Annotated in this window: 11 protein-coding genes and 1 other RNA gene; 11 read left to right on the top strand and 1 reads right to left on the bottom strand. The window is 41.5% G+C overall.

Annotated features, from left to right (window positions below):
* Positions 1-6: 6 nt before the first annotated feature.
* From BBEV_RS08385 to moaA, 8 genes are all read left to right on the top strand, one after another.
* Positions 7-1,923 (top strand): DUF294 nucleotidyltransferase-like domain-containing protein, encoded by a 1,917-nt coding sequence (locus BBEV_RS08385; RefSeq protein ID WP_069365057.1) that lies wholly within the window; start codon positions 7-9, stop codon positions 1,921-1,923.
* A 3-nt stretch (positions 1,924-1,926) separates the two neighbouring features.
* Positions 1,927-2,655 carry a 3'-5' exonuclease gene (locus BBEV_RS08380; protein ID WP_069365056.1) on the top strand — a complete coding sequence of 243 codons (729 nt, stop codon included), beginning with the start codon at positions 1,927-1,929 and terminating at the stop codon, positions 2,653-2,655.
* A gap of 203 nt (positions 2,656-2,858) precedes the next feature.
* Positions 2,859-3,431: an SLOG family protein gene (locus BBEV_RS08375; protein WP_069365055.1), complete on the top strand. Its 573-nt coding sequence runs from the start codon at positions 2,859-2,861 to the stop codon at positions 3,429-3,431.
* 123 nt (positions 3,432-3,554) lie between these two features.
* On the top strand, positions 3,555-3,803 hold the full coding sequence (gpsB, locus tag BBEV_RS08370; protein ID WP_407690226.1) for a cell division regulator GpsB: 249 nt from the start codon (positions 3,555-3,557) through the stop codon (positions 3,801-3,803).
* A 15-nt stretch (positions 3,804-3,818) separates the two neighbouring features.
* Entirely contained in the window at positions 3,819-4,208 is a 390-nt protein-coding gene (locus BBEV_RS08365; protein ID WP_069365053.1) for an RNase H family protein, read from the top strand.
* A gap of 68 nt (positions 4,209-4,276) precedes the next feature.
* An RNA gene (gene rnpB, locus BBEV_RS08360) (RNase P RNA component class B) lies at positions 4,277-4,661 on the top strand.
* A 258-nt stretch (positions 4,662-4,919) separates the two neighbouring features.
* Positions 4,920-6,047 carry a THUMP domain-containing class I SAM-dependent RNA methyltransferase gene (locus tag BBEV_RS08355; RefSeq protein WP_069365052.1) on the top strand — a complete coding sequence of 376 codons (1,128 nt, stop codon included), beginning with the start codon at positions 4,920-4,922 and terminating at the stop codon, positions 6,045-6,047.
* A gap of 130 nt (positions 6,048-6,177) precedes the next feature.
* Positions 6,178-7,194, top strand: a complete 1,017-nt coding sequence (moaA, locus tag BBEV_RS08350; RefSeq protein ID WP_069365051.1) for a GTP 3',8-cyclase MoaA — start codon at positions 6,178-6,180, stop codon at positions 7,192-7,194.
* A 56-nt stretch (positions 7,195-7,250) separates the two neighbouring features.
* Here moaA and BBEV_RS08345 read toward each other — a convergent pair whose 3' ends face one another.
* Positions 7,251-7,571 carry an iron-sulfur cluster biosynthesis family protein gene (locus tag BBEV_RS08345; protein WP_084007306.1) on the bottom strand — a complete coding sequence of 107 codons (321 nt, stop codon included), beginning with the start codon at positions 7,569-7,571 and terminating at the stop codon, positions 7,251-7,253.
* 133 nt (positions 7,572-7,704) lie between these two features.
* On the opposite strand from BBEV_RS08345, the gene BBEV_RS08340 reads away from it, so the two are divergent.
* Genes BBEV_RS08340 through BBEV_RS08330 form a run of 3 tightly spaced genes read left to right on the top strand, consistent with a single transcriptional unit; the run spans position 7,705 to position 11,755 of the window.
* On the top strand, positions 7,705-9,231 hold the full coding sequence (locus BBEV_RS08340; protein ID WP_069365050.1) for a carboxypeptidase M32: 1,527 nt from the start codon (positions 7,705-7,707) through the stop codon (positions 9,229-9,231).
* Positions 9,232-9,245: 14 nt separating this feature from the next.
* A complete protein-coding gene (locus BBEV_RS08335) occupies positions 9,246-10,208 on the top strand; it encodes an ABC transporter ATP-binding protein (protein ID WP_069365049.1) in 963 nt (320 codons plus the stop codon).
* Positions 10,205-11,755, top strand: coding sequence for an ABC transporter permease/substrate-binding protein (locus BBEV_RS08330; protein ID WP_069365048.1), 1,551 nt, complete (start codon positions 10,205-10,207; stop codon positions 11,753-11,755). The genes BBEV_RS08335 and BBEV_RS08330 overlap by 4 nt, the downstream gene beginning before the upstream one ends.
* Positions 11,756-11,764 lie beyond the last annotated feature (9 nt).

Genomic DNA, 11,764 nt, shown 5'->3' with positions numbered 1-11,764 from the left:
CGGTCAATGAAGACAAAAACCCAAAAGTCTTTCACCCATGTTATTCGGACTACTTTTCCATTTGATCAGTTGACCCAGGAGCAGTTCGATTTACTTATGGTCAAAGCCAAGCGGAAATCTTTCAAAAAAAATCAGTTTTTATTTCATGAAGAAGATGAAGATCCAGAGATTTATTTCCTGTTAAAAGGGTTAGCTAAAAATATGCTCCATAAGGATAATGGGCAGCAGATTTCTGTGAGATTTTACTATCCAGGTGAAATTATCGGGCTGATGATTTTGCTCGCAGAAGGTCAGATGAATTTTTCTGTGCAGGCACTTGAAGACTGCGAGACTGTTGTTTTACCTAAAAAAGCAATGCTCGAATTACTTAGTGAAAATAAAGTATTTGCGGATGTTATTCTGACTGGCATTGGCGAGCGTATGAAATCGTTGTACGATGAAATCCGTCAGGAAAGAGTTACTATTGAAAGAGAAAATGTTCCATTATTTCGTACCAGAATCCGTGATATCATGGCTAAGCCATCCTCCGTCCCTGAACATGCAAGTATGTTGGAAGCAGGGAAAATGATGATGCATAATGATATTACAAGCGTCACGGTGTTGGGTACAGTTGGGAGCTTCAGAGGTGTACTTCATATGAAAGATGTGATGGCATCACTACTTTCGGGACAGGAAATGGATCAAGTGGCCGAGTGGATGAATAAGGATGCGGTTACCGTTCAAGAGCAGGCATTCAGTTATGAAGTGTTGTCGTATTTCAAGGAGGATGCCATTGATCTGGTGCCGGTTTTAAACGGTATGGAGCTGGTTGGCGTTACAAGACCTGAAACTTTCCTGTATCTTGAAGAATCGAAATACCTCTATATGTCCCATCAACTGCACAAGGCTGAAAGCAGAGATTCATTGATTCGCCTCGGACCTGCACAAAATAAAGATTTTCTGGAATTTACAGAACTATTATTAAATGAACGAACATATCCGAGAGAAGTCTGTGAGCTGATCTCGAGTTATAATGACCACATTCATCGCAAAGCTGTTGAATTTGCCCTCAAAGAAATGGAAGATGAAGGAAAGGGAGCACCTCCAGTGAATTTTTGTTTTATCGTCATGGGCAGTCAAGGAAGAAGGGAACAAGCCTTCAGTTCTGATCAAGATAACGGATTGATACTGGAAGATTATCGTCATTTGGCTAACCACCGTGAAGTTGAGGAATTCTTTCATTTCTTCGCTGCAAAGATCAACCAGATTCTTGCAGATGCCGGCTTTCCTGAATGTACAGGTGGAATTATGGCGAGAGAACGGAAGTGGTGCAGGGATTACAGTGAATGGGTAGAGGAAGTTCATCGCTGGCTGAAGGAAGCTGATGCCGAAGAGATCAGGGATTTTACTATTTTTATTGATTACAGGGCCGTTTATGGGGATTTCACTTTAGCAGAAAATCTTCGCGAAGAAATCACACCAGCCATTCAAAAAAACAAACCCCTTCATGCATTTCTTATGAAAGATACGATTCGATTCCGGGTTCCGATTAATCCATTAGGACGCGTTTCGCTTCGTGGCAAAAGCAAGGAACTGGATTTGAAAAAATCCGCACTGATGCAAATTGTGAACGGCATTCGGATTTTTGCCATCCGTTATGGTGTGGAATCAGTCAATACGACTGAGCGCTTGCAGGAACTGAAACGCTTGGAAGTTCTCCATCCCAGGGATGCTAAAAATGCGATGATGGCAATGGATTATCTTCTGGATGCAAGGCTGCGCTTAAATATTCGTCAACTCAGAGATGACGAGCCATTATCCAATAAAATACCTTTTTTGCACATGGATAAGGATGAACGAAAGCCTATCAAAGATGCGCTTATTGTAGCGAAACGAATGCAGCAAATGACGGAACTGAGCTTCGCGAAGAACCGGGGGATATAAAGTATGAAAGTATCATCTTGGCAGATCATTAAATACTTCGGCTACGATTTTCATAAATTTCATGCCAATCGTCAGCGATGGTCTTGGAAACACTGGGATTATATGAGTCAGGTGAACAAGCAGTTAAAAGAATTCCGTAATCTTACACTGTACGATGATGAACCTCTCGATAACATTACATTTACCGTTTTTGACCTTGAAACAACAGGCTTTTTTTGTAATCTTGGTGATGAGATTCTTGCCATAGGGGCAACGAAATTTAATCGAAACCGGATAGGTTTTCCTGAACAGTTTTATGAAATTATTGAACCTGTAAAACCGATGAGTGACTTTGTCAGCAAATTGACAGGACTCACACATCATGAAGTGAAAGGCGGTCTCGCTTTTCCGGAGGGGTTCTCAAAATTTATGTCGTTTACTGAAGGGACTGTGCTGGTTGCCCATCCTGCAAGTTTTGATGTGCAATTCCTTCAAATGATGACAGAGAAATGGCGACTCAAATCTTATCACCCGTTGGCAATTGATCAATTTCAGTTGGCAAAATCACTGTTCCCTGATCAACGGAATTCTTTGGATGATTTAATCAAGCAATTTGAGATTGAGACAAGCAGTCGTCATCATGCACTTGCGGACGCTTACATGACGGCAAAGGTTTTTGATAATTTATTGGATATCTTGCATGAACAAGATCTAACAACATGGGGGGATTTAAAAAAGTTTGGTAAAATGTAAAATTCTCTTGCTTTTTATGAGTGCATTCATTATGATTTAGCAGAATCGATTCGTTATTTATGCAGGAGTGAAAGAAAAAATGATTAAAATGGTAGTAGGTTTATTTTTTATCGTGATTGCATCCACATTTGTTTTTATGCAGTAAAGAAGAGACGAATCCGGTTTACGGATTCGTCTTTTACAGGCAGAGCTGGAGGTGCATTATGTATCAGGTGTTAACGGTGACAGGCTATAAACCGCATGAAATTGGAGTATTCAATGAAAAACATGAACAACTCCCTTATTTGAAGAAAGCCATTCGAAAGAAATTGATTCAGCTCAAGGAAGAATGGGATTATGAATGGGTCGTGGTATCCGGTCAGGCAGGTGTGGAGCTTTGGGCTGCTGAAGCGGTGATTTCTTTAAAAGAACGCTATCCAGATATTAAATTAGCGGTACTTGCCCCTTTTATTGAACAGGAGAGCAAATTTCCCGAACCGGTCAAAGTTCTGTATGAATCAGTCTGGCAGCAGGCGGATCATAAAGATTTCATTACAAAACGGCATTATGAACACCCATCTCAACTCAGGCAGAAGAATGATTTTATTGTATCGAAAACAGCATGTGCAATGGTATTGTATGATGAGTCCACTGAAGGATCTCCAAAATATTTTATTGAAGCCGTTCAACTTCACAAAAATAACCACCCTTCTGTTGACTATCCAATCGACTACCTGACACCGGATGATATCGAAGACTTGATTCGTGAAGAATTGGACGAACAAAACTGGAATTGACAACCCCCTGTTACTTTGCAAGAATATACTATAAGATAACGAAAGAGGTGGACTAATGTGGTAAAACAGCAAATTTCCAAACTTTCTAAGAATGAGATATATGAGAAGGAATTTAAATCCAGCATGCGAGGATATAATCAGGATGAAGTGGATCAATTCCTCGACGAGATCATTAAGGATTATGAAGCCTTTGAAAGTCACATCCAATCTCTTGAATCAGAATTGGATGCAGCGAAAGATCAAACTGCAAAATTACAGGAGACTTCACGACAACAGCCTGCACCTCCTTCACAAGGAAACACCAATTACGATATTTTAAGAAGACTATCCAATCTCGAAAAGCATGTGTTTGGCAGCAAACTCTACGATTGATCCCAGGCAAGAATGATGATTGAGGTCTATACAGATGGTGCAAGTAAAGGTAATCCTGGACTGGCAGGGGCAGGCATATTTTTGAAAAAAGCGTCTCATTTAGAACGTATCAGTGTACCCCTTGGCATCATGACGAATCATGAGGCCGAGTTTCATGCGTGTATCATCGCTCTTAAACGTGTCAGTGATCAAGGAGAAACCATTGTTTCTATCCGTTCGGATTCAAAATTGCTGGTAGATGCGGTAGAGAAAAACTATGTTAAACAGACAGTCTATAAACAATTACTTGAAGAAATCGTTGAATTAGTTCAGGCATTTGATTATTGCTTTTTTAAATGGATTCCATCAAAAGAAAACAAAGAAGCAGACCAACTGGCACGTAAAGCTATTCGTGAAAATTCCTGAAAACATTCAATTGCAACCTGAATCATAATTGTGTTAAACTAATTTTTGGTTATAAAAGACACCCGTTTTTGTTCGGATAACCGCTGTACATTTATGATGTATAGAGGAAAGTCCATGCTCGCACAGTCTGAGACGACTGTAGTGTTCGTGCCTGGCGAAGTCATAAGCCAGGGCAGTTGAACCTTGTTCAGCTGACGGCAGGTGATAAAACCTAAGTCTTTGGATAAGGTTTTATGTACCTTGAAAGTGCCACAGTGACGGAGTCTGGATGGAAACATCCAGAGTGGAACGCGGTAAACCCCACGAGCGAGAAACCCAAACTAGGTAGGGGCATCTTTGCTGAGAAATTCAACGAGGCAAAGGACAGAGCATTATTGTTCTGTAGACAGATGGTTATCGATTCAGGAGAGCTCACCGTTTGGTCTCCTGGAGAACAGAACATGGCTTACAGAACAAAAACGGTGTCTTTTATAAATTCCATTTTGGTTTGAACATTTTGGTTTGAATAGGATGACTGACGGATCGGAGGCAGCGCTTTTATGACACTGTCCTCCGGTTTTCTTTTACTTCAAAGGAATGTTTAAGTATACTGCAGGAATGAAGTATACATGTAACGAAGTCTTTCGTCACTCGCTTGTCGAGAAGCCGAGTTTTCTTTACTTTTCAGAGAGATTCCTGAAACGTCAATTTAAATAAAGGATGTGTAACATAATGGGACCCTATACCATTATCGCAACAGCAGCGATGGGACTTGAAGCTATTGTAGCTAAAGAAGTAAAAGATCTGGGATATACAGATACCACAGTAGAGAATGGCAGAGTCATCTTCAAAGGAGATGCATCTGCAGTTTCCCGCGCCAATATGTGGCTTAGAACTGCGGACCGGATTAAAATACTGGTTGGTACATTTAATGCCACTAGTTTTGAAGAATTGTTTGAAGAGACAAAGCAATTACCGTGGGATCAATTTATTCAACGCACAGACACGTTTCCAGTGACGGGCAAATCTATAAAATCCAAATTGTACAGTGTTCCTGACTGTCAAAAAATTGTTAAAAAAGCGATCGTGGAAAAAATGAAGGAAAGACACCGTGTTGACTGGTTTGATGAAACAGGTCCTGAAGTGAAGATTGAAGTAGCTATATTAAAAGATCAAGTCAGTATCACAATTGATACAAGTGGACAGGCTCTTCATAAAAGGGGGTACCGATATCTTCATAACGTTGCACCGTTAAAGGAAACTCTTGCAGCAGCTATGATCCAATTGACTAACTGGCATCCAGATCGACCGTTTGCCGATGTATTTGCAGGAAGTGGAACATTACCGATTGAAGCTGCATTAATCGGACAGAATATCGCGCCAGGGACACATCGTTCATTCGCTTTCGAAAATTGGAAGTGGTTTGATCCTGCCATTCAGGAGCGGACACTCGAAGAAGCAGAAGATCTTGCCAGATACGACCAGCCACTTGATATTATCGGGACAGATCTCGATCCAAAAATGACAGAACTGGCTAAGCATAATGCACTGGAAGCCGGTCTTGGTGATCTTGTTACATTTAAGCAAATGCGTGCAACGGATTTTAAACCTCAGAAAGATTTTGGTGTCGTCGTATCAAATCCCCCGTATGGTGAACGGATGAATGAAATGAAGCAGGTTGAACAAATCTACCGTGATCTGGGTAACACTTTACGACCTTATGAAACCTGGAGTGTCTATATGATTTCCAGCCATCCAAAATTCGAGTTATTATACGGTGCGAAAGCAACGAAAAAACGGAAACTTTACAACGGGACGATCAAAACAAACTACTATCAGTTCTTTGGAAAACGACGATAAAGTACCACTTAACTGAATGTTTTGAAAATTAACACTTTCTTTATGTTACTTATTCGTGAAACTTAATTAAAAGACTTGTTTCATTAATCATTGCGGTCGTATAATGGAGTTATAAGGGGGCGAAAACATTATGCCGCAAATGACAGACCGACTTGGCAGGCCGCTTCGGGACCTGCGCATATCCGTAACGGACCGTTGTAATTTCCGTTGCAGTTATTGTATGCCACCGGAAATCTTTGATAGATATTTTAAATTCCTTCCGAAAGAAGAGATTCTTTCGTTTGAAGAGCTGACAAGACTTTCTAGTATCATGGTAAAAGAAGCCGGTATTCGAAAGCTTCGAATCACCGGGGGAGAGCCTTTGATGCGCCATCAGGTGCATAAGCTCATTCATTTATTGAATGAGATTGAAGACGTTGATGATATTGCCATGACAACAAACGGTTCTTTATTGCCAAAGCACGCAAAAGATTTAAAACAAGCAGGTCTCGATCGGGTGACGATCAGTCTGGATTCGCTAAATGACGAGAAATTTCGTCAGATAAATGGGCGTGATATTGGTGTTCAGGCCGTATTGGATGGAGTACGTGCTGCGGAAGATGCAGGACTTGGCGTAAAGATGAATATGGTTGTGAAACGTGGCATGAATGAAGATGATATTTTGCCGATGGTTGAATACTTTAAAGATACGAACGTGATTCTTCGTTTTATTGAATTCATGGATGTTGGGAACACAAATGGCTGGAAACTCGATCATGTTGTGAGTAAGAAAGAAATGTTCCATATGATTAACGGGAAATTTCCTATTGAACCCAAAGACCCTAATTATACCGGGGAAGTAGCCGACCGTTTTGTTTTTAAAGATAACCGAAATGAGATCGGTATCATTTCTTCTGTGACAGACGCCTTTTGCAGTGACTGTTCTCGAATCAGGTTATCTGCAGACGGGAAATTTGTTACCTGTCTTTTCTCAGGTGAGGGACATGATGTGAGAGACGTGATCCGTTCAGGTGCAACAGATCAAGAGATTGCTGCTTTCATCAACGATTTATGGGCCCGTCGTGATGATCGTTATTCTGAAGAGAGATTAAAACATACGGATCAAAAAGCGATTAAAAAAATTGAAATGTCGAGTATCGGCGGATAATTAAAACATTTAAAGCCTGTAAAGCCTGTGGAGAAACTCCACAGGCTTTTTTCCGGCTAGTAATCCTTCGACTGGTTTGGGTTTGTTGTATTTATAATGGTTGGATTATCGTATGTGACAGCATCAAAGTCTGCATTGTAATCGATTGTCATTCCATCGAAATACCAAGCGTCTTCGGCAGTGACATAGAACAGAATACCATCTTTCTCGATGACTTCGGCTTCGAGTTCCGGTTTCCCCCGGGCCAGACCGACTGAAAATCCACCCGATCCTACCCCACCAACACGTACAAAAAGGTGCAATTCGTCTCCATCTACCAAACGCATTTCATGTTTATAAAAAGCAATGGCATCGTCAGACACAATAAAATTCATCATATTTTTATACTCCTTATCTATCAACTTCTTATATATTCATTTTATCACATTTATAATAGTTCTCGGATGATTTTATATTGGAAAAAAGGTATGATTGTAAAGGCAGGTAATATGTGAAAGGAGTTAATGATACATGACAAATCAAACAGAAGTTGTTAAAACGGAATTTCTTCAATACGTAAAAAAAATGAATGATTACAAGGAGGCAGCCGGCCTCATAGCTTGGGACCTCAGAACGGGTGCTCCGAAAAAAGGCGCTGAACAAAGGTCTGAGGTATTGGGAACATTATCATCAGAAGTATTTGCCATGGCCACTTCTGAAAAGATGAAAAGGATGATTGATGAACTTAAATCGGATGCTCATTGGGGAGAACTGAATGATGTCACGAAAAAATCGGTTCTTGAATGCGAAAAAAAGTACAATAAAGTAGCTAATGTACCAGCAGATGAGCAGAAGAATTATGTCATTTTGACATCGAATGCAGAAGTCGCATGGGAAGAAGCAAAGGAAAAAAGGGACTTTGAATCCTTTCAGCCATATCTCGAGAAGATTGTGGACTATAACCGCAAATACGTCGATTGGGTTGGGTATGAGGGGAATAAATATAACGCTTTATTAGATGATTTTGAACCTGGATTGACAGTAGAAGTGATCGATGAAGTCTTTGGAAAATTAAAAAGTGAACTTGTTCCTTTTGTAAAAGCAATTGTAGAATCCGGGAATGATCCAAAAACAGATTTTCTTTTTCGTCATTTCCCTAAAGAAAAGCAAGAGGAATTCAGTAAAACCATTCTGAAAGAAATGCAATACGATTTTGATGCGGGCCGACTGGATACAACCGTTCATCCTTTTTGTATCGGACTGAATCCGGGAGACGTCAGAGTGACAACCAAGTATGACGAATCTGATTTCAGAACCGCGGTATTTGGAACGATTCATGAAGGTGGTCATGCCTTGTACGAACAAAATATATCCAGCTCATTAATTGGAACACCACTTTCAACAGGTACGTCCATGGGCATCCACGAAAGTCAGTCGTTGTTCTGGGAGAATTTTGTAGGTCGTCACAAAGGATTCTGGACTCGTTTTTATGATGACTTAAAACACGTATCCGGAGACCAGTTTGATGATGTGCCCTTGGAGGAATATTTCCGGGCTATTAATGTCGCAGGCCCATCGCTGATTCGAATCGAGGCAGATGAATTAACGTATTGTTTGCATATCATCGTCCGCTACGAACTTGAAAAAGCTTTAATTAATGGAGAGTTGGAAGTGAAAGATTTACCAAAAGCTTGGAACGATAAGATGGAAGAAATCGTAGGCGTTCGACCTACCCACAATGGCGAAGGGGTTTTGCAAGATGTCCATTGGGCTGGCGGTATGTTTGGTTATTTTCCTTCCTATGCACTCGGTTATGTTTACGCCGCTCAACTGAAAACTGCCATGCTGAAAGATCTTCCGGATTACGATGCATTAATCACTGAAGGGAATCTGCTACCGGTTAAAGAATGGATGACTAAAAACATACATCAGTTCGGTAAAATGAAAGAACCTTTGGAAATCCTTTCAGATGTAACGGGTGAAGGCGTAAATCCCGATCATCTGATTAACTATTTAAAAGATAAATACCGACGTGTATACCAACTCACGACAGTATGAAATGAGGGGTCAGGATGATTGAGTTTAAAGGAATATCCAAATCATTCCCGGATGGAACAAAAGCAGTCAATGATTTGAGTATTTTCATTGAAAAAGGTGAATTTTTCGTCATGATCGGGCCCAGTGGCAGCGGTAAAACGACCGCGTTGAAAATGATTAACCGCTTGATCGATCCAACTGAAGGAAGCATTTACCTGGATGGTGTGAGTATTCATGACATGTCCTTGAAGGAATTAAGGGGAAGAATCGGGTACGTGTTACAGCAAATTGCCCTTTTCCCGCATATGACGATTGAGGAGAACATCCGGATTGTACCTGATCTGAAAAAATGGCCCGAAGAAAAAATCGGTAAACGGGTCGATGAGTTAATGCAGATGGTGGGACTAGATCCAAGTATCTATAAAAAAAGGATGCCTAAGGAGCTCTCAGGAGGTCAGCAACAGCGTGTTGGCGTGATTCGCGCCCTGGCGGGAGATCCTGACATTCTGTTAATGGATGAACCATTCAGCGCTTTGGATCCGATCAGTCGCGAGCAGTTGCAAAAAGATATTCAACAGCTTCAAAGAGAGATCCAAAAAACAATTGTGTTTGTCACTCACGATATGGACGAAGCATTGGCTTTGGGTGAGCGTGTTGCTCTGATGAATGACGGCGCCACGGTTCAAGTAGATACGCCAGAACAGTTAATTCATAGACCTGTTAATAAGTTTGTTCAGGACTTTCTCGGCGACAGAAGGGATCCTTGGCTTATGCCTTTAAAAGATCTGACGCGCTATTTTTCAGAAGTGGATGACGATGATGCTCTAGAAGCTTCCGCTGAACTCTCAGTGGGTATGGCATTTGAAAAAATGCAACAAGATTCTGTGTCTCTATTTATTGAAAATAACGGAAGAAAATTCGTAATGACTCCTCAAATGATCTTGAAGTATTTATATGATATGCATAAGGTCGGTTCCAAAGGGGGAGATCGCCCATGAATCTTCTGAGTATACAGACGTTTTTCCAGCTTGCTTCGAACCGGTCTGACCTTCTCCTTGGTGCATTGTGGGAACATATTCATATGTCACTCATTGCACTCTTGATTTCCGTTTTCATCGCTGTTCCTTTGGCTGTCATTCTGAGCTATTACCGCAAAGGTGCAGAGCCGGTGATTGGATTGACAGCAGTGCTGCAGACGATTCCAAGTCTCGCACTCTTAGGCTTTTTAATTCCCTTCATAGGAATAGGCACGTTTCCTGCGATTGTCGCCCTGACAGCCTATGCACTGATGCCGATTCTCAGAAATACCTATACAGGCATTAAAGGTATTGACCCATCCTTGATGGAAGCTTCCCGGGGAATGGGTATGACCACTTTTCAACAGCTTTATAAAGTACAGCTCCCACTTGCAATGCCGACGATCATGGCGGGGATCCGGACGGCAATGGTATTAATTGTCGGTACAGCAACACTGGCAGCACTGATCGGTGCCGGTGGGCTTGGGGATTTAATCATGCTTGGAATTAATCGAAGCAACAATTACTACATTCTGCTTGGAGCCATACCGGCAGCCTTATTGGCACTTATTCTCGATGCTGTGTTACGCTTTACTGAGAAGAGGTCATTAGGTACAAGTATTGCGCCAATTGCAATCGTTGTCGGGGTGGCGATCGTTATTGTGTCGTCTCCGACCGTATTCCGTGCTCTACAATTCAATGATGCACAGGAAGAAATCATTATTGCCGGTAAAATGGGGGCAGAGCCTGAAATTATTCTGAATATGTACAAGATTCTCATTGAGCAGGACACGGACTATAAAGTCGTGGTGGAGGATGGCTTCGGAACAACGAGTTTCACTTTCGAGGCACTGCGTGCAGGAGATATCGATGGTTATTTTGAGTTCACAGGAACGGCGATCGTCAATCTTCTCAATGAGGAGCCAATCAGTAATGAAGAAGGACCGGCTTTCGAACAGGCAAGAGACGGCATGTACGATGAGTTCGGAATGGTTTTCCTGGAACCGATGGATTTTCAGAACACCTATGCTATTGCTGTAAGAGAAGATTTTGCAGAAGATAATAATCTTGAGACCATTGGTGATTTAAGAGCTGTTCAAGACGACGTCACAGCAGGTTTCACTTTTGAATTTATGGACCGTGCTGACGGATACCCGGGTATTCAGGAAGCCTATGATCTTGATCTGGGGAATGTTCAGGGAATGGACCCTGGACTTCGCGGAGATGCCGTTGAGGCAGATGAGGTGCAAGTGATTGATGCCTATTCAACTGATTCATATATGATTCGATATTCACTGGTCTCACTCGAAGATGATAAGAATGTGTTTCCTCCGTTTAATGGAGCCCCTCTTTTCAGGGAAGATGTCCTGATTGCCTATCCTGAAATCGAGGATATTTTGAATCAATTGGGCGGACTGGTCACCGAAGAAGAAATGCTGGAGATGAATTATCAAGTCGATGAAGATGATCGGAATGCTGAAGATGTAGCAAGAGAATTTCTAGAATCAGAAGGTCTTTTACAACAATAACCAGAGGAG

It is taken from the genome of Salisediminibacterium beveridgei (genome assembly GCF_001721685.1).
GTDB lineage: Bacteria > Bacillota > Bacilli > Bacillales > Salisediminibacteriaceae > Salisediminibacterium > Salisediminibacterium beveridgei.
This window is presented reverse-complemented; position numbering and strand designations above follow the sequence as displayed.

Bases quoted from the DNA above. Each gene is read 5' to 3' on its own strand.
- BBEV_RS08375 (WP_069365055.1), top strand. From the start codon at position 2,859: ATGTATCAGGTGTTAACGGTGACAGGCTATAAACCGCATGAAATTGGA.
- BBEV_RS08330 (WP_069365048.1), top strand. From the start codon at position 10,205: ATGAATCTTCTGAGTATACAGACGTTTTTCCAGCTTGCTTCGAACCGG.
- BBEV_RS08335 (WP_069365049.1), top strand. From the start codon at position 9,246: ATGATTGAGTTTAAAGGAATATCCAAATCATTCCCGGATGGAACAAAA.
- gpsB (WP_407690226.1), top strand. From the start codon at position 3,555: ATGCGAGGATATAATCAGGATGAAGTGGATCAATTCCTCGACGAGATC.
- moaA (WP_069365051.1), top strand. From the start codon at position 6,178: ATGCCGCAAATGACAGACCGACTTGGCAGGCCGCTTCGGGACCTGCGC.
- BBEV_RS08385 (WP_069365057.1), top strand. From the start codon at position 7: ATGAAGACAAAAACCCAAAAGTCTTTCACCCATGTTATTCGGACTACT.
- BBEV_RS08340 (WP_069365050.1), top strand. From the start codon at position 7,705: ATGACAAATCAAACAGAAGTTGTTAAAACGGAATTTCTTCAATACGTA.
- BBEV_RS08380 (WP_069365056.1), top strand. From the start codon at position 1,927: ATGAAAGTATCATCTTGGCAGATCATTAAATACTTCGGCTACGATTTT.
- BBEV_RS08365 (WP_069365053.1), top strand. From the start codon at position 3,819: ATGATTGAGGTCTATACAGATGGTGCAAGTAAAGGTAATCCTGGACTG.
- BBEV_RS08355 (WP_069365052.1), top strand. From the start codon at position 4,920: ATGGGACCCTATACCATTATCGCAACAGCAGCGATGGGACTTGAAGCT.
- BBEV_RS08345 (WP_084007306.1), bottom strand. From the start codon at position 7,571: ATGATGAATTTTATTGTGTCTGACGATGCCATTGCTTTTTATAAACAT.